Consider the following 25,698-nt stretch of genomic DNA (forward strand, 5'->3'; position numbering starts at 1 on the left):
CCGTGCGAAATTGCCCGTAACTCAATCAATGGTTCACTTTGCGGAAATAATCGCTTTAGCCAGCGTGCGCTGTATCTATGCTAACTTGAGATAATATTGATGCAATGCATCAACCTTATTATATAGACAAATTAGCGGCGTATCCTCTTGATTAGAAATAACCTCATCCGCATAAGCTAGGCGTGTTGCGCGGGTTGCTTGATGGACGATAATTGTTTGCGCTTGCTCGTATGTCAAGCCGTTGCGCTGCATCACACGTTTGATTTGCGTAGCAGGTGAACAATCAACCACCAGGGTCCGGTCGACGCGGTCTTTCCAACTGCCAGATTCAATTAATAAAGGTACAACAAAGATTAAATATGGACCTGTTGCAACCCGCGCAGCAGCTTCGCATTCAAGCCGGATGAGCGGGTGCAGAATAGCTTCGAGGCGAAGTTTGGCTTGCTTGTCACTAAAAATTTCCGCGCGCATTTTCGCGCGTTGAAGCGAGCCGTCTGAGGCGATAAAGTCTGGGCCGAAATGTTCTGCAATAAGTGGTATAGCTATTCCGCCACTTGCAGTGAGTTTATGTGCGATCTGGTCCGTATCGATAACCGCAACACCGTGCTCGGCAAAGCGGTTTGCAACGGCCGTTTTGCCACACCCGATGCCGCCGGTTAAGCCAACGGAGAATAAATTAAATTTGTTTTGATGCATCGTTTTTGAAAATTACCCCTGCCACTGCCTTGAATCCTTTGTCACCATCTAAGTTTGGCCTAAATGGTGTCAGAGTAATTGAATATGTGCTATTTGCTCGTTCGGTCAACCCGCTTACCAAGCAAGCATGGCAACCTAACTAATATTTTAGCGTTTCTCGCTCTGTTTAGTCTGAATCTCAGACTCTTTTTGTGCGAGGCTAAAACGGGGCAAGCTCAATTGGCAGTTACTGCTGGTTCGTGGTGGTCCATGGCGTAACGGAATGGTGTACGTGGGTTTTGCTTTTTTAGAATGGGGTTAGCCAACAAAAAATGGCGCGCGCCAAAATAGCGTAATCAAGCCGGCTGCAACAAGAAATGGGCCAAATGGCAAAGGTTGTTCTCTTTTTAGATGGCCGCTCATCAGAGCGATCAGGCCAAATAATGCCCCACTCGCGGAAGCCAAGAGCACGATTTGAGGTAGAGCGAGCCATCCAAGCCAGGCGCCAAGTGCCGCCAGTAGCTTGAAATCACCATAGCCCATTCCTTCCTTGCCGCGCAGCAAGCGAAATCCCCAATAGACTAGCCACAACAACAGATAACCGGCGATAGTGCCGATCACTGCGCTGTGCAATGACGTAAAGCTAGCGTTGAGATTCACCAAAAGCCCGGCCCAAATTAGGGGGAGTGTGAGCGTATCAGGAAGCAAATGCGTATCAATATCAATCAAGGCAAGCGCTAATAAAGTAGCGGCAAACCCGAAGGCGGCGAGAGCTTGCCAACTTGCGCCAAAGTGCCATAGCGTGCCGACGGCTAAGCCGGCACTGAATAATTCAAGGGCCGGATAACGTAGGCTAATTGGAGTGTGGCATGCAGAACAGCGGCCGCGGCATAGAAGATAGCCCACTAAGGGTAAATTCTCAAATAGGGTGAGCGTGTGCTTGCAGGATGGGCAATGAGAGCGTGGTAGGCAAAGATTATAGATAGGTTTGCCTAAAGAATTTTTACCTGTCATTGCTTGCGTAGGGGCGGGTTCTTCCATTTTGCTTGAAAGGAGGGAGGGGGGCGTAGCAATTTGGTTTGCGTCAGCAGCAAAGTGATTCCATTCTTCTTGCCAGGCCATTTGCAGCATGCTGGGTAAGCGATGGACAACAACGCTTAGAAAGCTGCCGATAACGAGGCCAAATAGTAGGGCGCAAATATACTGAAAGCCGATTGGCAAAGCAGCAAAATTCGCTATCCAGTTATTGAATATAGCGGAGCTAGGGGGCATAGGGAAAAGGCCGTGAAAGATATTTGGAAAAGCTGCGCAAAATACTAAGCCATGAAGTTTATGTTAGATTGCCTTTAGATAATATTGCCGAGCTGAATAATGGGTAGGTACATGGCGACCACCAGACCGCCAACCAAGAGGCCAAGTACAATCATAATAAGCGGCTCAGCGCTATTTGCTAAGGTGGCAATGCGCATATCGACTTGCTGTTCGTTAAGCGTGGCGAGGTCGTTAAGCATTGTGTCAAGGGAGCCGGATTCTTCGGCAATCGCGATCGGTTGCAAGACAGTTAACGGAAAGCAGCCCGTGGCGCGCATTGCATGGGCCAGGCGCTCGCCGCGTTGCACGCGCTGCAAAATATTGTATGTTGCCTGATCGAATACCGCATTGTTGGTGATTTTCGCCATGCTATTGAAGGCATCGGCCAGGGGCGTTCCAGCTTTTAATAGAGTGCCGAGGGCGCGGTTCCAGCGTGCTATGGCGAGCTGCCGTAGTAGCGGGCCAATCATGGGTAGGTTTAAGAGTAGATGGTCATAGGCGGTGCGCAGCGCCGTTGAGCGGCGTAAGCCGAGAGCAGCTATAAAAATTCCGCTGCCAAGCACTAAAGTGACCGGAGCAATGCCATGCGCAATTACGCTTGAAAGAGATAAAACCATCTGGGTTGGGGCAGGAAGCGGGGCGCCAAAACTCTCGAAGATTTGTTTAAAAGTTGGCACGACCCAAACCATTAAGGCGGTTGTAATCAACAAAGATAATATTAATACACCGCTTGGGTAGCTGAGCGCGCTGCGCAATTTCGCTCGTTGCACAGCGGCTTGCTCGCGGTGCTTGGCAAGCTGCGCAAGCAAGGGGGCGAGGGCGCTTGAGGCTTCGCCAACCGCCACTAATTGACAATACATTGGACCAAATTGTGGGTAGTCAGCCAGCGCGGTTGATAAGTGTTGGCCTTGGGCAACAGCGCGTGCTAGCGCATGTATGACGCGGCTTAATGGGGGTCGTGGATGGCTACTGGCGATTACCTCTAAGGCGGCTAAAAGTGGCAAGCCTGCCTGTAAGAGGCTAGCGAGTTGGCGTGAGAAGGTAGTTACATCTGTTGCGCGCAGCGCAGCAGGTTTAGCGCGTCCCTGGTTAATAATTTTAATTGGGGTAATTCTCTGTTGCTTGAGCGCCGCGCGCGCGGCGCTCATTTCAGTGGCGATTAATACGCCACTCTTAAGACAACCTGTCGAGTTGATCCCTTGCCATTTAAAGCGGAATTCTTGCACCCGATGAGCTGTCGTTGGCGGACCTGATTGGGTCATAAATTTTATTTTAGCCGGTAGCCGCACTGGCGTCGGTTACGGCTAAGATTTCTTCAACGCTGGTGGCGCCAGCGCGGACCTGTTCTAAGCCAGCTTCGCGCAAGGTTTTAACGCCGTCGCACTGAGCTTGTTGGGCAATCGCATCCGCGCTGCCTTGGGCGAGGATAAGCGCGCGGATAGCCGCCGTAACAGGCATAACTTGCTGGATGCCGATGCGGCCATGATAACCTGTGCTATGACATGCCGCGCAGCCAACGGCTTGATACGGTTGCCAAGCTTTTGCCAGGGTTGCCTTATCAAAGCCAGCTTTATGCAGCATCGCATCAGTCGTTGCATTGCGGGGCATGGGGGAACGGCAGGCTAAGCAAAGCTTCCTGATGAGCCTTTGCGCGATAATTAAGCGTATCGCGCACGCCAAGTTGAAAGGCGCGATACCAATATCGAGCAAGCGCGCGAGGGTGGCGGGAGCATTATTCGTATGCAGCGTAGAAAAGACAAGATGGCCAGTTTGTGCAGCTTGTAGCGCAACGCTAGCGGTTTCAGCATCGCGAATTTCTCCAACCATAATGACATCGGGATCTTGTCGTAAAAAGGCGCGCAGCGCGACGGCGAAAGTGAGGCCGGCTTTTTCGCGCACGCTGACCTGATTAATACCGACTAATTGTATTTCTACAGGGTCTTCGACGGAGCAGATATTTAGGGACTCTCGATTTAAGCGTTGTAAAAAACAATAGAGAGTTAAAGTTTTGCCGCTGCCGGTTGGGCCAGTCACCAGCACCATGCCGTGCGGGGCATGAATAGCGGCTTCAAGTTTAGCCTGTTGCTCTGGGTTAAAGCCGAGGTCAGTGAAAGTCAGCGCGGCTGGGAGCTTATCCAGTCGCCGCAAGACGAGTTTTTCGCCCCATAAAGTGGGCAGCGTATTCACGCGGAATTCTTCAAATTTTTCTGCTGTGACGCGTAGTTTGAGGCGCCCGTCTAGAGGGATGCGGCGCTCGGCAATGTCGAGGCGAGCGAGTACTTTCACGCAACAGATAAGCGGATCTCTTAGATAGGGAGGTGGCCGCATGGTTTCATGCAGTACCCCATCGATGCGCAGTCGAATGCGCCAATCATGCTCGTTTGATTCAATATGTATATCAGAGGCGCGACGGGTGGCAGCCTCCCGCAAAATTTCGTGCAATAGGCGTACGGCTGGAGCGTTATTCTCTGTTTCAGATAAGAGCGCGCTTGGCGCCACTGCAGGAGCTGCTTGAATGGATGGGGTCAAGCTCGTTGTAAGAGAAGGCTGAGCGGGCGCTGTAGTTGCTGAATTCCGAGGTGGATGTATATCCGTTGTTCGCAGCGGAATTTGGCCTGGATGAGTGGTCATGACTAAAAAATTTAGCGCTGGGTCGCGGCGTTGTTTTTAATTAAAAAATTCATCGTCGCTCACGCCGCTCAAAGTTGCAATTCAGCCATTTGGTTAATTCTCGCCAGAGTATTATTTTTATGGTTATGCTGCTGGTTAGCGCGCCCCACGGTTTTGTTAGTTTGCCTGAAATGAGTCTCTGATCTTAAAGAATCAGAGACTCATTTCATTTGCGCTATTTTGTGCAGGGCGGAATAATTTGATGGTTTTTACTGTTTGATGATCAATTTGCATGACTTCCATGCGGCAGCCGTTGATTTGCACGCTTACATCTCCATCGGGAATTTCGCGCAGTACTTCAAGGATTAGACCATTTAGCGTTTTAGGTCCTTGTACCGGTAACTGTAGATTAAGTAAGCGGTTTAGCTCGCGCAATGGCATACTGCCGGCGACAATGCATTCGCCTTTAGCATTCCAGTCTGTGCAGGTGCCGCTAGTGCGTGGCATGGTGGTGGTGAATTCGCCAATTAATTCCTCAATAATGTCTTCTGGCGTTACCAATCCTAGCACTTCACCATATTCGTTGACGATGAGGCCCATTCTTTGTTGGTTTTCTTGGAAATATTGGAGTTGCTGAAAGACGGGTGTGCCGCTCGGTACGAAGTAAGGCTCAGTGAGTAATTCGCGCAGGGTGTCGTGTTTGAGGGTGTGGCCATGCCTGGCAGCCAATGCTTTACGTACTTGCAGCACACCAAGAATGTGATCTGTGTCGCCTTGATAAACCGGTAATTTATTATGATAACAAGTATCGAGCTGCTGGAGCATCGTCTCAAGCGGTGCGTCAAGGTCAAGCGCTTCAATGCGTGTACGGGGCACCATCACGTCATCGACTGTAAGGTCTTCGAGATCAAATAAGTTAAGCAATATGCTGCGGTGTTTATGCGGTGCAAAATTAGCCGATTCAAGTACGATCGTGCGCAGTTCGTCCATCGACAGACGATGTTCTTTGGCCTTGCGGGTATCGAGACGCAAGATGCGCAGTAGCGCTGAAACAAATAAATTAACAAACCAGACGAGTGGGCGGGTGATGCGCATTAAGGGGCTAAGCGCCAAGCTCGCGGGCAATGCAATTTTCTCGGGCCAAGCGGCGCCAATGATTTTGGGCGTAATTTCGCTAAATATGATGATGAGAAACGCAACGCCACCTGTGGTAATCGATAAAGCTAAATTGTTGGTGCCAAAAGTGCGTAATGCAATCGCCGTAGTGAGCACCGGAATGATGGTGTTGATCAGGTTATTGCCAATCAGAATCACGCTCAATAATTTTTCTGTATGCGTCAATAATCGATGCGTGGTGCGTGCGCCGAGCGTACCTTTTTTAATAAGATGTTTGAGCCGGTGGCGATTAAGCGCCAGCATAGAAGCTTCGGAGATCGAAAAAAAGCCAGACAGCAGCAACAGGAAAGCAATTAAGCTAAGCTGCGCCCATAAAGGAAATGATTCCACTTGGAATTAGTTTAAATGTGGTTAAAAATTCTACTTAATCTTTGATTGCATTAACTATAGCAGAATCGCCAAGACAAGCGCGAATTTTAGAGAAACCTAGCAAAATAAGGTTAAGCTCGGCGCGCCGTTGAATAGGCGCATAATTCTAGCAAACTGTCTTTATAAATAGAGCTTGGTAACGAGTGTAATGCCTTGGCTGCTGCGTTGGCTTCGCGTTCAGCGCAAGCTAGAGCGTAGTCGAGCGCGCCTGAGGTCTGCATGGCTGCGAGAATCGGTGCGGCGTGATCGGTGCCGCCTTCCTCAATGGCTGCGCGGGCCAAGGCTTTTTGCTCGGCGGTTCCATGTTCGATCAGGTAAATGAGGGGCAGGGTGGGTTTGCCTTCGGATAAATCGCAGCCGGCATTTTTGCCCATTGATCCAACATAGCCGGCATAATCGAGCCAGTCATCCATCAGTTGGAAGGCGGTTCCGATGCGCTGGCCGAATTCAATGATTGCTGCTTCAAGCGGTGCTGGAGCCTGCGCCAAAATTGCGCCAAGCTGCGCCGAAGCTTCAAAAAGTTTTGCGGTTTTATAGCAAATCACTTGCATATAGCGGGTCTCGTCGACTTCGGAGTCATGCATATTCAATAATTGCAGCACTTCTCCTTCTGCGATGACATTTGTTGCATTTGACAAAATCTGCATCACGCGTGCATCGTCAACTTCCACCATCATTTGGAACGCGCGAGAATATAAGAAATCCCCAACCAATACGCTTGCGGCATTGCCAAACAGCGCATTTGCGGTTTTTCTGCCGCGTCGCAAATCAGATTCATCCACCACATCATCGTGTAAAAGGGTCGCGGTATGGATAAATTCAATGATGGCGGCGAGTTTGTGAGAGGATTCACCGTGCGCACCTAGCGCGTTAGCTACAAGCAATAAAAGCGCTGGCCGCAGTCGTTTGCCGCCGGCGTTAATTAAATGTTCGGCAATCTGGTTAATGAGCACTACTTCAGAAGCCAGGTGCTGTCGAATCACATGATTGAGCTGTTGCATATCGCTGGCGATTGGCGCGAGAATGCTTGAGCTATTTAAAGAGGGGGCGGCGGTAGTCAACGCAGGCAAAAAATAAAAATAGATAATGTGCGATTATAAAACGAATGTGAACCGCTACGGATTATAAAGGTCAATCTTAACCTGGGCGGGCTTTTTGCGACAGTCGAGTCCAGTGCCGTAAAGCAAGCAGGCCGCCAATTCCTTCTAAGAATGAGGCGGGCACCCACATAATTAACCCCCCAATACTCTGATCCGTCAAAGCGGGTAAGCCAAAGGCGCGGCCGCACAGATCAAAAATTGGATATAGGTCACGTTGCGTAAAAGCAATAATGGCGCCGGCGAGAATTTGCGGAGTCATGGTCAGAAGCGGCGACAAAACGCGCAAGCCCGCCCCTAAGCGCGCCGGCGGGGCGGGGCGGTGGTCCAATAAAAGCCACCAGTATAGAAGCCCGGTGACGGCGACTGACCAATTCATGAACAAATACAGGCGCCAGTTAATCATCGAGATAAACTGTACAGATGGAATTAACCAGATGAGTACCGAGGCGACAAAAAGTAACGAGATTAGGGTTGGCTGCAAGCAGACCTTGGCAAGCGCGCGCACCATGGAGTGTTTAGCAACAGCGCGTAAGCGGGTGCGCCAGGGTATCGGTAAGCCAGCGCGCAGTGCGCTACCCGGATAAGCTGCCATGACTAATAATGGCGCAAGATGATGTAATACAAGGTGTTGCAGCCGGTGCGCGAAAAATTCATGCTCCGCGTAGTAATCCACGCGCGTATGCAGAGCAACATAAAATAAGACTAACCCGGACCAAAAGGCGCTCTGCCGAACCATACTCACGCGTGCGCGCCGCGCACCGCGCAAGTAAAGCGCGCTGGTGATGACAAAAAACGCAACTAGGAGTGCAGATGGCTCCCAGGGAATCAGGAAATGTAGCAATGACACGGTTATAAATATAAGGGTGAAAACGAGTGTGGCTACAGTATTTTTTAGTATACAGCAGTTGACAATACGAAGGCTCTACTTGATAATGCCCAATTCTCCGTGGAGGGGTGCCCGAGTGGCTAAAGGGGGCAGACTGTAAATCTGTTGGCTTACGCCTACGTTGGTTCGAATCCAACCTCCTCCACCAGGTTAGTTATAGAGTCTGCTGAGTTAGGCGGGTGTAGCTCAATGGTAGAGCAGAAGCCTTCCAAGCTTAAAACGAGGGTTCGATTCCCTTCACCCGCTCCAAGTTAGTTGGGCTAAGCGAGCCCATGTGGCTCAGTGGTAGAGCACTCCCTTGGTAAGGGAGAGGTCGGCAGTTCGATCCTGCCCATGGGCACCAGTCGATTTAGTAATTGTTGTATTGATACGATTTGCGCGCGGCGCAATGAATGGAAATCCTATTTAGGAGTTAAGGAATGGCCAAAAGTAAGTTTGAACGAAGCAAGCCGCACGTGAACGTAGGAACGATCGGTCACGTGGACCATGGCAAGACAACTTTAACAGCGGCAATTACCACTGTGTTGTCAAGAAAATTTGGCGGCGAAGCCAAAGCGTATGATCAAATTGATGCGGCGCCAGAAGAAAAGGCACGCGGGATTACGATCAATACAGCACACGTGGAATATGAGACGGAAGCTCGCCACTACGCGCACGTTGATTGCCCAGGGCATGCTGATTATGTAAAAAACATGATCACTGGCGCAGCCCAAATGGATGGCGCTATTCTAGTATGTTCGGCCGCTGATGGCCCAATGCCACAAACCCGTGAGCACATTTTGCTCGCGCGTCAAGTAGGCGTGCCTTTCATCGTCGTATTTTTAAATAAATGCGATATGGTTGATGACGCTGAGTTGCTCGAATTGGTTGAAATGGAAGTGCGCGAATTGCTCTCCAAGTATGATTTCCCAGGCGACGATGTGCCGATCATTTGTGGTTCGGCCAAGTTGGCGCTCGAGGGCGATGAGGCGAGCGAATATGGTGTGCCAGCAGTACTGAAATTGGCAGCCGCGCTAGATTCGTATATCCCAACCCCTGAGCGGGCGGTTGATGGCGCATTTTTGATGCCAATTGAAGATGTGTTCTCAATCTCCGGGCGCGGTACCGTGGTCACTGGCCGGGTCGAGCGTGGTGTGGTTAAAGTTGGCGAAGAGCTTGAAATTGTTGGTATTAAAGACACCGCAAAAACGATTTGCACGGGCGTTGAAATGTTCCGCAAGTTGTTGGATCAAGGTCAGGCTGGCGATAATGTTGGGATTTTGTTGCGCGGTACCGCACGTGAAGATGTAGAGCGTGGTCAAGTGTTGGCTAAACCAAAGTCGATTACGCCGCATACGGAATTTACGGCTGAAATTTATGTGCTGAGCAAAGATGAAGGCGGCCGTCATACGCCATTCTTCAGCAATTACCGGCCCCAGTTTTACTTCCGTACGACAGACGTAACAGGTTCAATCTCATTGCCAGAAGGTAAAGAGATGGTGATGCCTGGCGACAATGTGACCATCACAGTGAAATTGATTGCCCCAATCGCTATGGAAGAAGGATTGCGGTTTGCTATTCGTGAAGGTGGTCGTACCGTCGGTGCGGGTGTCGTAAGCAAAATTATTGCGTAAAATAGTGATAAACTAAGCGGGCATTTTGCCGCAAGGTTTGCGAGGCTTAGGCTAAGTTGCTTAACTAGCCAAGCCTCGGACTTTCTGTTTAGGGGTATAGCTCAATTGGCAGAGCGTCGGTCTCCAAAACCGAAGGTTGGGGGTTCGATGCCCTCTGCCCCTGCCAATTTGAGAGAAGGCAAAAAAATCAGCAGACTTAAATCGCTGCTTGATTATTTTGTAATGATCTCGTGATTTATTTACTTTTCTGGCTGTGATGGCAAATCCTTCCGTTGATAACGTCAATCCGGCGCAGAGCAAATGGATGCTTGCGTTAGCAGTGTTGTTGGCGGTCGCCGGAGGCGCCGCCTTTTATTTCTACGGCAATCAGCCATGGTATATTCGTGGCGCGTTGCTGTTAAGTGGCCTGGTTATGGGCAGCGTGGTTGCGCTGTTTTCATCGGCTGGCAAAAATTTTATCGGCTTCACAAAAGAAGCCTGGCGTGAAATTAGAAAAGTAGTCTGGCCAACGCGTAAAGAGGCTGGGCAGACTACGCTCATTGTGTTTGTATTTGTATTGCTGATGGCGGTCTATCTGTGGATTGGCGACAAAATAATTGAATGGGCGGTTTTTTCGCTGATTTTGGGCTGGAAATAATATATGAGCGATACCACGGTATCTTCTGCCGGCAGTAAACGTTGGTATGTCGTGCACGCCTATTCTGGAATGGAAAAGAGCGTGCAGCGTGCATTGCAAGAACGTATTGACCGGGCTGGCATGCAAGACAAATTCGGCCAGATTCTGGTTCCGACTGAAGAAGTCATTGAAATTCGCGCTGGCCAGAAAACTGTCACGGAACGGCGTTTCTTTCCGGGATATGTGTTGGTTGAAATGGACATGACCGATGAAACTTGGCATCTCGTCAAAAATACGGCGAAGGTAACAGGTTTTGTGGGAGGTGTGCGTAATCGTCCAAGTCCGATCTCGCAGAAAGAAGTTGACAAAATCATGTCTCAAATGCAAGAAGGCGTTGAAAAGCCTCGGCCCAAAACACTGTTTGAGGCAGGCGAGTTGGTGCGGATCAAAGAAGGTCCGTTCACTGATTTCAATGGCAGCATTGAAGAAGTCAACTACGAGAAATCTCGTCTGCGCGTGTCGGTCACCATTTTTGGTCGTGCCACGCCGGTTGAGCTTGAGTTTGGACAAGTTGAGAAATTGTAGGGGTTTTTGCGTACAGTCTGCATAATGACTGAAGAGGAGCATGAGAGAGGGCGCCAGATTGGCCGTTATCGAAATGCGTTATGACTCACCGAACGCTTTGGCGTTCAGCTCAGAAGTTGCAGGCTTGATGATACGGCAGCGAAGTGTTTGCGCGTGTTGCAGCGATAGCGATTTTTGAGTTTTACTGAGGTGTTAAAATGGCCAAAAAAATCATCGGCTTTATTAAATTACAAATTCCTGCCGGGAAAGCGAATCCATCGCCTCCGGTTGGTCCAGCTTTAGGTCAGCGCGGCTTAAATATCATGGAGTTTTGCAAAGCGTTTAACGCGCAAACGCAAGGCATGGAGCCAGGTTTGCCAGTGCCGGTGGTGATCACCGCTTTTGCTGACAAAAGCTTCACTTTTGTTCTAAAAACGCCGCCCGCGACTGTATTAATCAAAAAAGCCGCTAAAGTGGATAAAGGTTCGCCTAAGCCGCATACAGATAAAGTGGGTCAAATCACATTGGCTCAAGCTGAAGAAATTGCTAAGGCCAAAATGCCTGATCTCACCGCTGCTGATTTAGCAGCTGCAGTAAGAAGCATTGCCGGCAGCGCTCGGTCAATGGGCATAACGGTGGAGGGTCTATAAATGGCAAAGCTTTCAAAACGTCTACGTGCATTAGTCGGCAAAGTCGATCGGTCAAAACTCTATTCCGTCGATGAAGCGCTGAATCTAGTCAAAATCTGCGCTACCGCCAAATTTGATGAATCGATCGATATTGCGGTTCGATTAGGTGTTGATGCGAAGAAATCTGATCAAGTTGTGCGCGGCTCCGTGGTATTGCCAGCTGGTACCGGTAAAGTAACTCGCGTTGCCGTTTTCGCTCAAGGCGAGAAAGCCGAGCAAGCACGTGCTGCTGGGGCTGATATTGTGGGCATGGAAGACCTTGCTGAGCAAATTAAAGCCGGCAACTTGAATTTCGATGTGGTGATTGCATCGCCAGATACGATGCGTGTGGTTGGCGCGCTAGGAACTATACTGGGTCCGCGTGGCCTGATGCCAAACCCGAAAGTTGGTACCGTAACGCCAGATGTTGCAACCGCAGTTAAAAATGCGAAAGCCGGGCAGATTCAATTCCGTGTTGATAAAGCCGGACTGATCCATGCAACGATTGGCCGCGCGTCATTTGAACCGTCAGCTTTGCGCACCAATCTGTTGGCGTTAATTGAAGCCTTGCAAAAAGCTAAGCCAGCCACCAGTAAAGGGATTTATCTGCGTAAGATTGCTTTATCAAGCACGATGGGCGCTGGCGTGCGAGTTGATCAAAATACATTATTAGCTGCTTAAGCGTTAGGGCGAAATTTTCTCAGGTAATGTGCTGCATATGAAATGCTTCAATGCAGAGCATTATCCTGTTTCCAGACTTTGGGCAGCGCGCTACGGCAAGGATTGAGTGTCGCGCTGGTTATCAAAGACCGTTGGTGGGTAAGTTGTAGTCAAACAAATCCTTAATTTTTTAGCCAACGCAGATGGCGAACCCGAAAAAGTTTCTTAACATTGAAACCGGTGGCATTAACGCCTAACCTCGGACGCCGATTTAACGTGATGTGCAATATTTCAGATATTGTGCATTCAATTTGGAGTTTAACCGTGCCACTCAATAGAGAAGATAAGCAAGCAGTCGTAGCTGAGGTCGCAGCGAAAGTTGCGCAAGCTCAGACGATGGTCTTGGCTGAATATCGTGGAATTACGGTAGGTGATCTCACTCGGTTAAGGGCGCAAGCGCGTGAGCAACAGGTGTATCTGCGTGTTTTAAAAAATACGCTGGTGCGCCGTGCTGTTGCAGATACGCCATTTGCCTCGTTAACTGAGCAGATGACAGGTCCGTTAATTTACGGTATTTCTGAGGATGCTATTGCTGCTGCAAAGGTTTTACATACCTTTGCTAAAAGCAACGATAAGCTGGTGATTCGCTCGGGCATTTATGAAGGTAAGGTGATGGATCAGGCGGCAGTGCAAGCGCTAGCCACCATCCCAAGCCGCGAAGAGCTACTCGCTAAGCTGTTAGGGGTTATGCAAGCGCCGATTTCCGGCTTTGCACGCGCCTTGGCTGCATTAAGCGAGAAAAAACAAAGCGAAGCTCAAAGCGAGCCGGCCTAAGTCGGGCTATATAAGTAGCCAAAGCTGATTTCAATTTAGGAGTATTTTAAAATGGCAATAGTAAAAGAAGACATTCTTGAAGCCGTTGGCGCAATGTCTGTTTTAGAGTTAAATGAGCTGGTTAAGGCATTTGAAGAGAAGTTTGGCGTATCTGCTGCAGCCTTGGCGGTTGCTGGCCCAGCAGGCGGTGGCGCGGCTGCTGCTGCAGAAGAGCAAACTGAATTTACGGTAACACTGACTGAAGTTGGCGCGAATAAAGTTTCCGTGATTAAAGCAGTGCGTGAAATCACTGGTTTAGGCTTGAAAGAAGCTAAAGATTTGGTCGATGGAGCACCTAAGCCTGTGAAGGAAAATGTGCCTAAAGCTCAAGCCGAAGAAGCCAAGCAGAAACTTGAAGCAGCTGGCGCTAAAGCTGAAGTTAAGTAATCATCCTCTTTTCAGCTTTTCTGCTTGAGCGGAAAAGATTGTTAAAGAGTGATCTAGAGGCTGGCGGTCGATTCCGCCGGCCTTTTTGTCCGTGGTGAGGATTTTTAAGAAATTAAATTAAAGTAACGTGGTCAGTTTAAACACGGTATTTTTCTTTAATTTTTCAAGCTAAAAAATTGCGTTAAAAATAAGTTTGGTCGGGCAGCGGGTAAATCCGCCGTCGTCAGCTAGCGGTTGGTAGTGGCCAATCACCAAGCGATTATTTCGTCATTTGTTGGCTGTCTTGAGGGCGGATCGTATCGTATGCAATATTCTTTCACGGAAAAAAAGCGCATTCGGAAAAGTTTTGCGAAGCGCTTAAATGTTCACCAAATCCCATTCTTATTAGCGACTCAACTTGAGTCCTTTAGCGATTTTTTGCAAGCGGATAGCGCACCTGGGAAGCGCAAACCTGAGGGGTTGCAAGCGGCATTTATGTCGGTTTTTCCAATCGTCTCGCATAATGGTTTCGCGCGTCTTGAATTCGTCAACTATAGTTTGTCGCCACCTGCTTTTGATGTTAAAGAGTGCCAACAACGTGGCTTGACTTTCTGCTCGGCATTGCGCGCTAAAGTGCGTTTGGTGTTACTTGACAAAGAGTCGCCAAGTAAGCCGGTCATCAAAGAGGTGAAAGAGCAGGAAGTGTACATGGGCGAAATGCCGCTGATGACACCGACCGGCTCTTTTGTCATCAATGGCACAGAACGGGTTATTGTGTCCCAGCTGCATCGCTCGCCCGGGGTTTTCTTCGAGCACGATAAAGGCAAAACACATAGCTCCGGTAAATTACTTTTTTCTGCACGGATTATCCCGTATCGCGGTTCATGGCTAGATTTTGAGTTTGATCCAAAAGATTCTTTATATTTCCGTGTAGACCGTCGTCGCAAAATGCCGGTGACGATTCTTCTCAAAGCGATTGGTTTAAATGCCGAGGAAATCCTCGCGCATTTCTTTATGTTTGACCAATTCAAATTGATGAACGAAGGCGCACAGATTAAATTTGTCCCTGAACGGTTGCGCGGGGAAGTCGCGCGCTTTGACATTCTTGATCAAAATGGCAAAGTCATTGTGCAAAAAGATAAACGGGTTAATGCAAAACATATCCGTGATCTTGAGAGCGCAAAGACTGAAACAATCTCCGTGCCGGAAGATTATTTGCTGGGCCGGGTACTTGCCAAAGCGGTTGTAGATGCGCAAACCGGCGAAGTATTGGCGGAAGCTAACGAAGAAATCACTGATACGCTGCTAGCGAAATTGCGTGAAGCCGAAATCAAAGAAATTCAAACGCTATACACGAATGATTTAGATCAAGGTCCGTATATTTCTCAAACGCTGCGCATTGACGAAACGGCAGACCAAACTGCGGCGCGCATCGCTATTTACCGCATGATGCGTCCGGGCGAACCGCCTACCGAAGAAGCCGTTGAAGCGTTATTTACCCGGCTTTTCTTCAGCGAAGATACTTATGATCTATCGAAAGTAGGTCGTATGAAGTTTAATCGTCGTGTGGGCGGTGAAGAAATCACCGGTGCCATGACACTCGATAACGACGATATCCTCGCCACGATTAAAATTCTTGTTGAATTGCGGAATGGTAAAGGCGAAGTTGACGATATTGATCACCTTGGCAATCGCCGCGTACGTTGTGTTGGCGAACTGGCGGAGAATCAATTCCGCACGGGTTTAGTACGGGTTGAGCGCGCGGTTAAAGAAAGATTGGGGCAGGCCGAAAGTGAAAATCTGATGCCGCATGATTTGATTAACTCGAAGCCTATTTCATCGGCCATTCGCGAGTTTTTTGGATCCTCGCAGCTCTCGCAGTTTATGGATCAAACCAATCCGTTGTCTGAAATCACGCACAAACGCCGTGTCTCCGCGCTGGGGCCTGGCGGTTTGACGCGCGAGCGAGCTGGGTTTGAAGTGCGCGATGTGCATCCTACGCACTATGGCCGTGTCTGCCCGATCGAAACGCCGGAAGGCCCGAATATTGGTCTGATTAATTCGCTTGCGCTGTATGCTCACCTGAATGAATATGGCTTTCTAGAAACGCCTTATCGTAAGGTCGATGCGGGTAAAGTAACGAACACAATCGACTATCTATCGGCGATTGAGGAAGGTCGTTATGTGATCGCGCAAGCAAATGCCGCGGTGTCGGACGATGGCACGCTGACTGATGAGTTGGTGTCTGCGCGTGAAGCGGGCGAGACCTTAATGGTCACCCCAGAGCGTGTGCAATATATGGACGTTGCGCCTTCTCAGATTGTCTCCGTGGCGGCTTCGCTGATTCCATTTCTTGAACACGATGATGCGAATCGCGCGTTAATGGGATCGAATATGCAACGGCAGGCTGTGCCTTGCTTGCGCCCTGAAAAAGCCTTGGTGGGCACGGGGATTGAGCGCACGGTGGCGGTGGATTCTGGCACGACCGTGCAAGCGTTTCGCGGTGGGGTGGTAGATTACGTCGATGCGGGCCGGATTGTCATTCGGGTCAATGATGACGAAGCTGTCTCAGGCGATACCGGGGTGGATATTTATAACCTCATTAAATACACCCGTTCGAACCAAAACACGAATATCAATCAGCGCCCGATTGTAAAAGTTGGAGATCGGATTGTGCGCGGGGATGTGCTGGCTGATGGCGCTTCAACGGATATTGGTGAGCTTGCGCTAGGGCAGAATATGCTGGTTGCGTTTATGCCTTGGAATGGTTACAACTTTGAAGATTCGATTTTGATTTCTGAGAAAGTGGTTGCGGATGATCGCTATACCTCAATTCATATTGAAGAGTTGAATGTAGTGGCGCGTGACACCAAACTAGGTTCAGAAGAAATCACATGCGACATTTCGAACTTAGCTGAAACCCAGTTGGGTCGATTGGACGACTCGGGGATTATTTATATCGGCGCTGAAGTTGAAGCAGGCGATGTATTAGTCGGTAAAGTCACGCCAAAGGGTGAAACTCAGCTCACGCCAGAAGAAAAATTGCTGCGCGCGATTTTTGGCGAGAAAGCCTCTGATGTGAAAGATACGTCGCTGCGCGTACCCTCAGGGATGAACGGTACGGTGATTGATGTACAAGTGTTCACGCGAGAAGGCATTGAACGCGACAAGCGCGCGCAACAAATTATTGACGATGAGCTTAAACGCTATCGCCTTGATTTGAATGACCAACTGCGCATTGTTGAAGGGGATGCGTTTCAGCGTTTAGAAAAAATGCTTGTGGGTCGGGTCGTCAATGGTGGTCCTAAAAAGCTCGCCAAAGGAGCGAAAATCACGGCCGAATATTTAGCCGATCTGGACCACTATCACTGGTTTGATTTGCGTTTAGCGGATGAAGACGCGGCGGCGCAACTTGAGGCGATTAAAGAGTCAATTGCGCAAAAACGCCATCAGTTTGATCTGGCCTTTGAAGAAAAGCGCAAAAAACTAACCCAGGGTGATGAATTGCCGCCAGGCGTTCTGAAAATGGTCAAAGTCTACCTTGCAGTTAAGCGTCGCTTGCAGCCGGGTGACAAAATGGCGGGTCGTCACGGTAACAAAGGTGTGGTTTCAAAAATTGTGCCGGTTGAGGATATGCCGTATATGGCCGATGGTACCCCCGCCGATATCGTATTGAATCCATTAGGCGTGCCATCGCGCATGAACGTTGGGCAGATTCTTGAAACCCATCTTGGCTGGGCTGCGAAAGGGTTAGGGCATCGCATCGGTGATATGTTGCGTGCGCAAACCAAAGTAGCCGAGCTGCGCGAGTTCTTGCATACCATCTACAATGAAAGTGGTCGGCGCGAAGCATTAGAGGACCTAAGCGATAAAGAGGTGTTAGAACTGGCCTCTAATCTGAAAGAAGGCGTGCCGTTTGCTACCTCGGTTTTCGATGGAGCTAGTGAGGACGAAATCGCTCGGGCGCTTGAATTGGCTTGGCCGGACCCGATTGCGCAGCAATTGGGCATGACGAAATCAAAGAATCAAGTCACGTTATATGATGGGCGCACAGGCGATGCGTTTGATCGTCCAGTCACCGTAGGCTATATGCATATGTTGAAATTGCACCATCTGGTCGATGACAAGATGCATGCTCGCTCAACTGGTCCTTACTCACTCGTTACGCAACAGCCGTTGGGCGGTAAAGCCCAGTTTGGTGGTCAGCGTTTTGGTGAGATGGAGGTATGGGCGCTCGAGGCCTACGGCGCAGCCTATGTGTTGCAAGAAATGTTGACAGTGAAATCAGACGATGTAACTGGCCGCACCAAGATTTATGAAAACCTGGTTAAGGGCGAACATGTGATTGATGCAGGTATGCCTGAATCCTTTAACGTGCTAGTGAAAGAAATTCGCTCGCTCGGGATTGACATTGACCTTGATCGGAATTAAGCCGACTTACGGAGAAAAGCCATGAAAGCTTTGCTCGATCTATTCAAGCAAGTTCAGCAAAATGAAGTATTTGATGCAATTAAGATTGGTCTAGCCTCGCCAGACAAAATCCGCTCGTGGTCGTTTGGTGAAGTCAAAAAACCTGAGACGATCAACTATCGCACCTTTAAGCCGGAACGCGATGGTTTGTTCTGCGCTAAGATTTTTGGGCCGATCAAAGATTATGAATGCCTGTGTGGCAAATATAAGCGTCTTAAACACCGCGGTGTGATTTGTGAAAAATGCGGGGTTGAAGTCACGTTGACCAAAGTGCGCCGTGAACGTATGGCGCATATTGAGCTGGCTTCACCGGTGGCGCATATTTGGTTCTTAAAATCGCTGCCATCGCGCTTAGGCATGGTGCTCGATATGACGTTACGTGATATCGAACGCGTGCTTTATTTTGAAGCCTATGTGGTGATTGAAGCTGGCATGACCCCGTTAAAGCGGGGCCAGATCATGACTGAAGAAGATTATTACAGCAAGGTCGAAGAATACGGCGATGAGTTTCGCGCTGAAATGGGCGCGGAAGGCGTGCGCGAATTATTGCGCTCAATCGATATTGATGCTCAAGCTGAAATACTGCGTAGCGAATTAAAAGTCACCGGCTCAGAGGCGAAATTAAAGAAATTTTCTAAGCGCCTTAAAGTATTGGAAGCTTTTCAGCGTTCCGGGATCAAACCTGAATGGATGATCTTCGAAGTATTGCCAGTTTTGCCTCCCGAATTGCGGCCATTAGTGCCGCTCGATGGCGGCCGCTTCGCGACTTCAGATTTGAATGATTTGTACCGCCGGGTGATTAACCGCAACAATCGGTTGAAACGTTTGCTTGAACTCAAAGCGCCTGAAATTATCGTGCGCAATGAAAAGCGCATGTTGCAAGAGGCGGTTGATTCACTGCTTGACAATGGCCGTCGCGGTAAAGCGATGACTGGCGCCAATAAACGTCCTCTGAAATCGGTGGCCGATATGCTCAAGGGTAAAGGCGGACGTTTCCGCCAGAACTTATTGGGTAAGCGCGTCGATTACTCTGGTCGCTCGGTGATTGTGGTGGGGCCTACCCTCAAACTGCATCAATGCGGTTTGCCAAAATTGATGGCGCTCGAGTTATTTAAACCTTTCATCTTCCATAAACTTGAAGTGATGGGGATTGCGACCACCATTAAGGCGGCTAAAAAAGAAGTTGAGAACCAAACGCCGGTGGTCTGGGATATTCTTGAAGAGGTTATCCGTGAACATCCAGTGATGCTAAACCGCGCGCCAACGCTGCATCGTCTTGGAATTCAGGCATTTGAGCCGGTCTTGATTGAAGGTAAAGCAATCCAACTGCATCCGCTGGTGTGTGCGGCATTTAATGCTGACTTCGATGGTGACCAAATGGCGGTGCATGTGCCGCTTTCGCTCGAAGCGCAGCTTGAAGCGCGGACGTTAATGTTGGCTTCAAATAATATTTTATTCCCGGCCAACGGCGAACCATCGATTGTGCCTTCGCAAGATATTGTGCTCGGCCTTTATTATGTGACGCGTGAACGCGTCAATGGCAAAGGCGAAGGCATGATCTTCTCTAATGTCAGCGAAGCGATTCGGGCGTATGAAAACAATCAAGTTGAATTGAGTGCACGGATTCAGGTGCGAATTGCCGAACAATTGTTTAAATCTAATGGGCCAGTTGGCACAAAAGAGTTAGAGTCAAAGTTGACACTCTATAAAACTACGGTGGGTCGGGCTATCTTGTCGGAAATTTTGCCAGCAGGCTTATCTTTTTCGGTCATGAATAAGCCCCTCAAAAAGAAAGAAATCTCCCGTTTGATTAATATGGCATTTTGTCGCTGTGGGTTGCGGGAAACCGTGATTTTCGCCGATCAATTGATGCAGCAGGGTTTCAAACTTGCGACGCGGGCGGGTATTTCGATTTGCGTCGACGATATGTTGGTGCCGCCGCAAAAAGAAAAGATCGTCAACGATTCAGCGCAAAAAGTTAAAGAATATGACCGGCAATATATGTCTGGTTTAGTGACTGCGCAGGAACGTTATAACAATGTTGTGGATATTTGGTCTGCTACTTCAGAAGCCGTAGGCAAGGCGATGATGGAACAGCTTTCCACTGAGAATGTGATCGATCGCGAAGGCAAAACCGTTAAGCAAGAGTCGTTCAATTCGATTTATATGATGGCGGATTCTGGAGCGCGGGGTTCGGCTGTGCAAATTCGTCAGTTGGCAGGAATGCGCGGTTTGATGGCGAAACCAGATGGCTCGATCATTGAGACGCCGATTACGGCGAATTTCCGTGAAGGGCTGAATGTGTTGCAGTACTTCATCTCAACCCACGGCGCGCGTAAAGGTCTGGCTGATACCGCGTTGAAGACAGCGAATTCAGGGTATCTGACGCGCCGTCTGGTCGATGTGACGCAAGATTTGGTGGTGGTTGAAGATGACTGCGGAACGGTCAATGGTGTCGCGATGAAGGCGCTGGTTGAAGGCGGGGAAGTGGTAGAAGCGCTGCGTGACCGGATCCTTGGGCGCGTAACGATTGCCGATGTCGTGAATCCAGAAACCCAAGAAACCGTTTATGAAAACGGCACCTTGCTGGATGAAATGGCGGTTGAAGAAATTGAGCGCTTGGGGGTTGATGAAGTGCGGGTGCGTACGCCGCTTAATTGCGAAACCCGCTATGGTTTATGCGCGCGCTGCTATGGTCGCGACTTGGGTCGTGGCGTCTTGGTAAACGTTGGCGAGGCGGTCGGCGTGATTGCCGCGCAGTCGATTGGTGAGCCAGGCACGCAGCTGACGATGCGGACCTTCCATATTGGGGGTGCGGCATCGCGTGCGGCAGTCGCTTCAAGCATAGAAGCTAAATCGAATGGCACCGTGCGTTTTACCGCAGCAATGCGCTACGTGATGAACGCAAAAGGTGAAGCAGTCGCTATTTCACGTTCAGGCGAAGTGATCATTACGGATGATCATGGTCGTGAGCGTGAGCGCCATAAAGTGCCTTACGGCGCTACATTGTTGCAAACGGATGGAGCGCAAATCAAGGCCGGCGTGCAATTAGCGATGTGGGATCCGCTCACGCGCCCAATCATCGCTGAATATGGCGGTACGGCGAAATTTGAGAACGTTGAAGAGGGTGTGACGGTTGCGCGTCAGATTGATGATGTAACGGGCTTATCGACGCTGGTTGTAATCGATCCAAAGCGGCGCGGTTCACAAGCCGCTAAAAGTGTGCGTCCGCAAGTCAAATTGCTGGATGCAAAGGGCGCCGAAGTCAAAATCCCAGGAACTGACCATGCGGTAATGATTGGTTTCCAGGTGGGCGCTTTGATTACGGTTAAAGACGGGCAAGCGGTGCAAGTGGGTGAGGTGTTGGCACGGATCCCAACCGAATCGCAGAAAACTCGAGATATTACTGGGGGTCTGCCGCGTGTCGCTGAATTGTTTGAAGCGCGCTCGCCAAAAGATGCCGGTGTTTTGGCCGAAGTGACGGGTACGGTTTCCTTCGGTAAGGACACTAAGGGTAAACAGCGTCTAGTGATCACCGACCTTGATGGCAATCAAAACGAATTCCTGATTCCGAAAGACAAACAGGTATTAGTGCATGATGGTCAAGTTGTGAATAAAGGTGAGATGATTGTCGACGGCCCAGCCGATCCTCATGACATCTTGCGTTTACAGGGCGTTGAAGCGCTAGCGGGCTACATCGTTGATGAAGTGCAAGATGTGTATCGTCTACAAGGCGTGAAGATCAACGACAAGCATATTGAAGTAATCGTGCGCCAGATGTTGCGTCGGGTGCAAATTACTGATGCGGGCGAGACACGCTTTATTCCAGGCGAACAGGTTGAGCGTTCCGATATGCTGAACGAAAACGATCAAATGGAAGCCGACGATAAACGCCCTGCGAATTACGATAATATCTTACTGGGTATTACGAAGGCATCGTTGTCGACGGACTCTTTCATCTCGGCTGCGTCGTTCCAAGAAACAACCCGCGTCTTAACCGAAGCGGCAATCATGGGCAAACGCGACGACTTGAGTGGTCTAAAAGAAAACGTGATTATCGGTCGTCTGATCCCGGCCGGTACGGGTCTGGCGTTTCATAAGGCACGCAAAAATAAAGAAGCCTCTGATCGCAAACGATTCGACCAAATAGCTGAAGCTGAATCCGAAACATTTGGGTTTGGGCCACCGGCTGCTTAGTATCTAATACACATTAAAGTGTATATAAACGGCCCCGCAGTATCTATGCGGGGCCGTTTTTTTATGGCGTGTTTACCAGGGGCATGAACTTGAAGTCGAAGTAATGCACAGGCTATAAGTCAGAGAGCAGGGCAAGAGTAGATTGGGCGATTTAAGCGGGTAATTTGGTCGCAAAGAAAGTCAATGCGCCTACCACCAATCCTGTCTGTGCAATCGCCAATCCAATGATCCATTTGAGAAGATCAAATTTTACGTTAGCTAGTCTGATATCCATGTCTTTACGCATATCGCTCATTTCATGGCAGAGCTCTTCTTTGACTAGACGTAGGTCTTCTTTGGTTGATAATTCCTGCGCATAGAGAGTAAAAACTTCAGCTAAGGCTTCTGCCTCAGCCTCGGCATGAGCGTTTGAAACCCCCGCATTTTTTAAGCGCTTAGCAAAGCGTAACGTATCGAATAATGCCATTACCATCCTAGCTTTCTCCAGCTCCTTCCAATCTAACTTAGCTGCCATGTCATTCTCAATGAATGTAGAAATTACCACTATTAATTATCTTAATTGGATTAAATATAAACCAATATTAAAGAGTGCGCAAGTGTTTGTATGCTTAGATTGCTGGATAGGAAGTCGGGCTACAAAAAAGTCTGAATAGCGCCAATTGATAAGCTAACGTTGCTGCTGCTGGTTTTATATTTCAATATAACAAAAGTCATAAAGCGTATTTCAGTCATTGCTTTTATAATCTATGTTTTACCGTCTCCTCTTTGTCCCGTGCGGAATGCTATGTCGCCTTGCCTTGCTATTCTGAATGAAATTTTCGGCTATCCTACCTTTCGCGCCCAGCAAGGAGAGATCGTTGAGCATATCGCGGCCGGCGGAGATTGTTTAGTCTTAATGCCCACGGGTGGCGGCAAATCCTTATGCTATCAAATCCCAGCACTGGTGCGCCGCGGCGCAGGCTTAGGGGTAGGTGTTGTCGTCTCGCCGTTAATCGCGCTTATGCAAGACCAGGTGGCGGCGCTGACGGAATGTGGTGTGCGCGCTGCCTATCTGAATTCCGCACTGTCGGGCAGTGAGGCTGCGGCAACCGAGCGAGCATTACGCAACGGCCAACTCGATCTGCTTTATGTTGCGCCAGAAAGGTTGATGACGCCCCGTTTTCTTGATCTGCTCGAGAGTATTCAAGTCGGTCTGTTTGCCATTGACGAAGCACATTGCGTTTCGCAGTGGGGTCATGATTTTCGCCCGGAATACATCCAGCTAAGCGTTTTACACGAGCGCTTTCCAAGCGTGCCACGGGTGGCGCTCACCGCCACGGCTGATGAGCTCACGCGGGCTGAGATCATTCATCGCCTTGCGCTAGATAGCGCCCGCATCTTTATTTCAAGTTTTGATCGGCCCAATATTCATTACCGGATTGTCGAAAAAGCCAATGCGCGCAACCAGTTGCTTGATTTTATCCGCGCTGAGCATATGGAGTCAGACTCGAGTGGCAAAAGCGGTAGCCAGCGCTGTGACTCTGGGATTATTTATTGCCTATCCCGTCGTAAGGTCGATGAAACGGCGCAGTGGCTGCAAAGCCAGGGCTTGCGAGCGCTGCCCTATCATGCTGGCATGGAGGCTGATATACGGCGTCGGCATCAGCAAATTTTTCAGCAAGAAGAAGGCGTTGTGATGGTCGCTACGATTGCTTTCGGGATGGGCATTGATAAACCAGATGTCCGTTTTGTGGCGCATCTAGATTTACCGAAGAGCGTTGAAGGGTATTATCAGGAAACCGGCCGGGCTGGGCGCGATGGACTTGCCGCGAATGCATGGATGGCCTATGGCTTAGGCGATGTGGTGCAACAACGCAAAATGATTGAAGAATCTGAAGCGGATGATGCCCATAAGCGGATGGTCACAAGCAAATTGGATGCATTACTGGGGTTATGCGAAACGGCGAGCTGCCGGCGCGTACAGTTATTGGCTTACTTTGGCGAAACCAGTCAGCCTTGCGGCAATTGTGATACCTGTCTTGAAGCACCGGCAACTTGGGATGGCACACGCGAAGCGCAAATGGCGCTGTCTTGCGTCTATCGGGTAGAGCGCATGAGCGGTTTTTATTTTGGCGCAGGCCATTTGATCGACATTTTGCGGGGTAATTTGACTGAACGTGTTAAACACCGTGGACACGAGCAGCTTTCAACTTTCGGCATTGGCGCTACGCTCACAGAAGCCCAATGGCGCACAATTTTTCGCCAACTCATCGCCTATGGTTTGTTAACGGTTGACCATAATCTGCATGGCGCGCTGACTCTAACCCCAGCCAGCCGCGCCGTGCTCAAAGGCGAACAAAAAGTGACGCTGCGCCGTGAAGTCAAGTCAGCTCGCACGCTTAATGCACCAGTTAAACAGCGGGCGAACTTAGTCAAAGAATTATCCGCCTCTGCGCGTGAACGCTGGGAGAGGTTACGTACTTGGCGCAGCAAAACGGCCAAAACCGAAGGCGTGCCGGCTTACATTATTTTTCACGATAATACCTTAGCTGAAGTTGCTCAACTTGCGCCCTCAACAATCGGCGAGTTACGTGCAGTATCGGGAGTAGGTGCGCTTAAATTAGAGCGCTTTGGGAGGCAGCTACTGGAAGTGGTTGCGGGGGAGGGTTAAGTAATAGCTAGGATACATCGCTTGGTGAGGCAATTTCCCCGTAATAAGGTTCAATTGAACTGTACGCGACTACCATCATTCGCGTTTTTTTATTTTAAATCGAGCTATCGATGTGTGGGCCTAGATTTGTCTATGTAAGTCTCAGTAAATCAAATTCTATTATATAGAGTTGTCAGCAGCGATACGTCTATACGAGTCCATTGCCGCAAGCGTGGCGATTAGGGGCGGTGTGGTAGTAGCCAAACTCCGCCATCTTCCCTATTGACTATACCTAAGCTTAGGCTTTACTATACGGGGTTCCGGTTTTGGAGGCCATTTGCCTGCTTTGTTCATTGAGCCCGGATCATTTTTTGCAGGATTAAATAATGCCAACTATTAATCAGCTGGTTCGTAAAGGGCGTGTCTCGGCTCAATTGAAGAGCAAGAGTCCGGCTTTAGAGAACAGCCCACAGCGGCGCGGTGTGTGCACTCGTGTGTATACTACAACGCCTAAGAAGCCAAATTCAGCGCTGCGTAAAGTAGCCAAAGTGCGTTTAACTAACGGCTTTGAAGTAATTCCTTATATCGGTGGTGAAGGCCATAATCTGCAGGAGCACTCGGTGGTGCTGATTCGCGGTGGTCGGGTTAAGGATTTGCCTGGTGTGCGCTATCACATTGTGCGTGGTTCACTTGATACGCAAGGCGTGAAAGATCGCAAGCAAGCACGTTCCAAATACGGTGCAAAGCGCGCGAAAAAAGCGTAATTGAAAAACCGCTCCAGTGTTGTTGGAGTGGTTGAAATAGTTTTGAGTGCGGTAGCATCAAATAGCTGGTGACTATCGAGTAAGCGGCCACTCGACGTTATTAAAAAATTATTTTTAATAAGCGTAGTTGGTGGTCGAGGGGATTCACCCC

19 protein-coding genes and 4 tRNA genes are annotated in these 25,698 nt (G+C 49.4%); 15 read left to right on the forward strand and 8 right to left on the reverse strand.

The features are described 5' to 3' along the window. Positions 1 to 75: 75 nt before the first annotated feature. The 7 genes from coaE to MCB1EB_RS01120 form a co-directional block, all read right to left on the reverse strand. The gene (gene coaE, locus MCB1EB_RS01090) at positions 76 to 696 is read right to left on the reverse strand and encodes a dephospho-CoA kinase (protein ID WP_045363512.1); all 621 of its coding nucleotides are present in this window, start codon (positions 694 to 696) and stop codon (positions 76 to 78) included. Between the two features lie 297 nt (positions 697 to 993). Continuing rightward, a complete protein-coding gene (locus MCB1EB_RS01095) occupies positions 994 to 1,947 on the reverse strand; it encodes a prepilin peptidase (RefSeq protein WP_045363509.1) in 954 nt (317 codons plus the stop codon). Positions 1,948 to 2,021: 74 nt separating this feature from the next. Continuing rightward, positions 2,022 to 3,248, reverse strand: coding sequence for a type II secretion system F family protein (locus tag MCB1EB_RS01100; protein ID WP_045363506.1), 1,227 nt, complete (start codon positions 3,246 to 3,248; stop codon positions 2,022 to 2,024). 10 nt (positions 3,249 to 3,258) lie between these two features. Further along, complete coding sequence (locus MCB1EB_RS01105; protein ID WP_081953521.1) at positions 3,259 to 4,617, reverse strand: GspE/PulE family protein; 1,359 nt, start codon at positions 4,615 to 4,617, stop codon at positions 3,259 to 3,261. A gap of 192 nt (positions 4,618 to 4,809) precedes the next feature. Further along, positions 4,810 to 6,102 (reverse strand): HlyC/CorC family transporter, encoded by a 1,293-nt coding sequence (locus MCB1EB_RS01110; RefSeq protein WP_045363503.1) that lies wholly within the window; start codon positions 6,100 to 6,102, stop codon positions 4,810 to 4,812. A gap of 110 nt (positions 6,103 to 6,212) precedes the next feature. After that, positions 6,213 to 7,211: a polyprenyl synthetase family protein gene (locus tag MCB1EB_RS01115; RefSeq protein WP_232034131.1), complete on the reverse strand. Its 999-nt coding sequence runs from the start codon at positions 7,209 to 7,211 to the stop codon at positions 6,213 to 6,215. A 67-nt stretch (positions 7,212 to 7,278) separates the two neighbouring features. Next, the gene (locus MCB1EB_RS01120) at positions 7,279 to 8,088 is read right to left on the reverse strand and encodes a cytochrome c oxidase assembly protein (protein WP_232034132.1); all 810 of its coding nucleotides are present in this window, start codon (positions 8,086 to 8,088) and stop codon (positions 7,279 to 7,281) included. 101 nt (positions 8,089 to 8,189) lie between these two features. Here MCB1EB_RS01120 and MCB1EB_RS01125 point away from each other — a divergent pair. The 13 genes from MCB1EB_RS01125 (at position 8,190) to rpoC (ending at position 22,154) form a co-directional block, all read left to right on the forward strand. Beyond that, positions 8,190 to 8,275, forward strand: a tRNA-Tyr gene (locus MCB1EB_RS01125). A 27-nt stretch (positions 8,276 to 8,302) separates the two neighbouring features. Beyond that, positions 8,303 to 8,376 (forward strand) — tRNA-Gly (locus MCB1EB_RS01130). Between the two features lie 19 nt (positions 8,377 to 8,395). Further along, positions 8,396 to 8,470: transfer RNA gene (locus MCB1EB_RS01135), tRNA-Thr, on the forward strand. Between the two features lie 76 nt (positions 8,471 to 8,546). Continuing rightward, complete coding sequence (gene tuf / locus MCB1EB_RS01140) at positions 8,547 to 9,740, forward strand: elongation factor Tu (protein WP_026922084.1); 1,194 nt, start codon at positions 8,547 to 8,549, stop codon at positions 9,738 to 9,740. Positions 9,741 to 9,830: 90 nt separating this feature from the next. After that, positions 9,831 to 9,906, forward strand: a tRNA-Trp gene (locus MCB1EB_RS01145). A 90-nt stretch (positions 9,907 to 9,996) separates the two neighbouring features. Then, on the forward strand, positions 9,997 to 10,377 hold the full coding sequence (gene secE / locus MCB1EB_RS01150; RefSeq protein WP_026922083.1) for a preprotein translocase subunit SecE: 381 nt from the start codon (positions 9,997 to 9,999) through the stop codon (positions 10,375 to 10,377). A 3-nt stretch (positions 10,378 to 10,380) separates the two neighbouring features. After that, on the forward strand, positions 10,381 to 10,941 hold the full coding sequence (gene nusG / locus MCB1EB_RS01155; RefSeq protein WP_045363497.1) for a transcription termination/antitermination protein NusG: 561 nt from the start codon (positions 10,381 to 10,383) through the stop codon (positions 10,939 to 10,941). 197 nt (positions 10,942 to 11,138) lie between these two features. Next, the gene (gene rplK / locus MCB1EB_RS01160; protein WP_026922081.1) at positions 11,139 to 11,570 is read left to right on the forward strand and encodes a 50S ribosomal protein L11; all 432 of its coding nucleotides are present in this window, start codon (positions 11,139 to 11,141) and stop codon (positions 11,568 to 11,570) included. Then, complete coding sequence (gene rplA / locus MCB1EB_RS01165) at positions 11,571 to 12,269, forward strand: 50S ribosomal protein L1 (protein ID WP_026922080.1); 699 nt, start codon at positions 11,571 to 11,573, stop codon at positions 12,267 to 12,269. A gap of 303 nt (positions 12,270 to 12,572) precedes the next feature. After that, a complete protein-coding gene (gene rplJ / locus MCB1EB_RS01170) occupies positions 12,573 to 13,082 on the forward strand; it encodes a 50S ribosomal protein L10 (RefSeq protein ID WP_026922079.1) in 510 nt (169 codons plus the stop codon). Between the two features lie 51 nt (positions 13,083 to 13,133). After that, on the forward strand, positions 13,134 to 13,508 hold the full coding sequence (gene rplL / locus MCB1EB_RS01175) for a 50S ribosomal protein L7/L12 (RefSeq protein WP_026922078.1): 375 nt from the start codon (positions 13,134 to 13,136) through the stop codon (positions 13,506 to 13,508). Positions 13,509 to 13,811: 303 nt separating this feature from the next. Next, complete coding sequence (gene rpoB, locus MCB1EB_RS01180) at positions 13,812 to 17,918, forward strand: DNA-directed RNA polymerase subunit beta (protein WP_045366007.1); 4,107 nt, start codon at positions 13,812 to 13,814, stop codon at positions 17,916 to 17,918. Positions 17,919 to 17,939: 21 nt separating this feature from the next. Continuing rightward, a complete protein-coding gene (gene rpoC, locus MCB1EB_RS01185; RefSeq protein ID WP_045363494.1) occupies positions 17,940 to 22,154 on the forward strand; it encodes a DNA-directed RNA polymerase subunit beta' in 4,215 nt (1,404 codons plus the stop codon). A gap of 151 nt (positions 22,155 to 22,305) precedes the next feature. Here rpoC and MCB1EB_RS01190 read toward each other — a convergent pair whose 3' ends face one another. After that, positions 22,306 to 22,668: a hypothetical protein gene (locus MCB1EB_RS01190; protein ID WP_197721981.1), complete on the reverse strand. Its 363-nt coding sequence runs from the start codon at positions 22,666 to 22,668 to the stop codon at positions 22,306 to 22,308. 270 nt (positions 22,669 to 22,938) lie between these two features. On the opposite strand from MCB1EB_RS01190, the gene recQ reads away from it, so the two are divergent. Further along, a complete protein-coding gene (gene recQ / locus MCB1EB_RS01195; RefSeq protein ID WP_045363488.1) occupies positions 22,939 to 24,804 on the forward strand; it encodes a DNA helicase RecQ in 1,866 nt (621 codons plus the stop codon). 365 nt (positions 24,805 to 25,169) lie between these two features. Next, entirely contained in the window at positions 25,170 to 25,547 is a 378-nt protein-coding gene (rpsL, locus tag MCB1EB_RS01200; protein ID WP_026922074.1) for a 30S ribosomal protein S12, read from the forward strand. The last annotated feature ends 151 nt before the right edge of the window (positions 25,548 to 25,698 follow it).

Origin of the sequence: Mycoavidus cysteinexigens (genome assembly GCF_003966915.1) — a bacterium.
GTDB lineage: Bacteria > Pseudomonadota > Gammaproteobacteria > Burkholderiales > Burkholderiaceae > Mycoavidus > Mycoavidus cysteinexigens.

Bases quoted from the DNA above. Each gene is read 5' to 3' on its own strand.
- coaE (WP_045363512.1), bottom strand. From the start codon at position 696: ATGCATCAAAACAAATTTAATTTATTCTCCGTTGGCTTAACCGGCGGC.
- MCB1EB_RS01095 (WP_045363509.1), bottom strand. From the start codon at position 1,947: ATGCCCCCTAGCTCCGCTATATTCAATAACTGGATAGCGAATTTTGCT.
- MCB1EB_RS01100 (WP_045363506.1), bottom strand. From the start codon at position 3,248: ATGACCCAATCAGGTCCGCCAACGACAGCTCATCGGGTGCAAGAATTC.
- MCB1EB_RS01105 (WP_081953521.1), bottom strand. From the start codon at position 4,617: ATGACCACTCATCCAGGCCAAATTCCGCTGCGAACAACGGATATACAT.
- tuf (WP_026922084.1), top strand. From the start codon at position 8,547: ATGGCCAAAAGTAAGTTTGAACGAAGCAAGCCGCACGTGAACGTAGGA.
- secE (WP_026922083.1), top strand. From the start codon at position 9,997: ATGGCAAATCCTTCCGTTGATAACGTCAATCCGGCGCAGAGCAAATGG.
- nusG (WP_045363497.1), top strand. From the start codon at position 10,381: ATGAGCGATACCACGGTATCTTCTGCCGGCAGTAAACGTTGGTATGTC.
- rplK (WP_026922081.1), top strand. From the start codon at position 11,139: ATGGCCAAAAAAATCATCGGCTTTATTAAATTACAAATTCCTGCCGGG.
- rplA (WP_026922080.1), top strand. From the start codon at position 11,571: ATGGCAAAGCTTTCAAAACGTCTACGTGCATTAGTCGGCAAAGTCGAT.
- rplL (WP_026922078.1), top strand. From the start codon at position 13,134: ATGGCAATAGTAAAAGAAGACATTCTTGAAGCCGTTGGCGCAATGTCT.
- rpoB (WP_045366007.1), top strand. From the start codon at position 13,812: ATGCAATATTCTTTCACGGAAAAAAAGCGCATTCGGAAAAGTTTTGCG.
- rpoC (WP_045363494.1), top strand. From the start codon at position 17,940: ATGAAAGCTTTGCTCGATCTATTCAAGCAAGTTCAGCAAAATGAAGTA.
- MCB1EB_RS01190 (WP_197721981.1), bottom strand. From the start codon at position 22,668: ATGGCAGCTAAGTTAGATTGGAAGGAGCTGGAGAAAGCTAGGATGGTA.
- recQ (WP_045363488.1), top strand. From the start codon at position 22,939: ATGTCGCCTTGCCTTGCTATTCTGAATGAAATTTTCGGCTATCCTACC.
- rpsL (WP_026922074.1), top strand. From the start codon at position 25,170: ATGCCAACTATTAATCAGCTGGTTCGTAAAGGGCGTGTCTCGGCTCAA.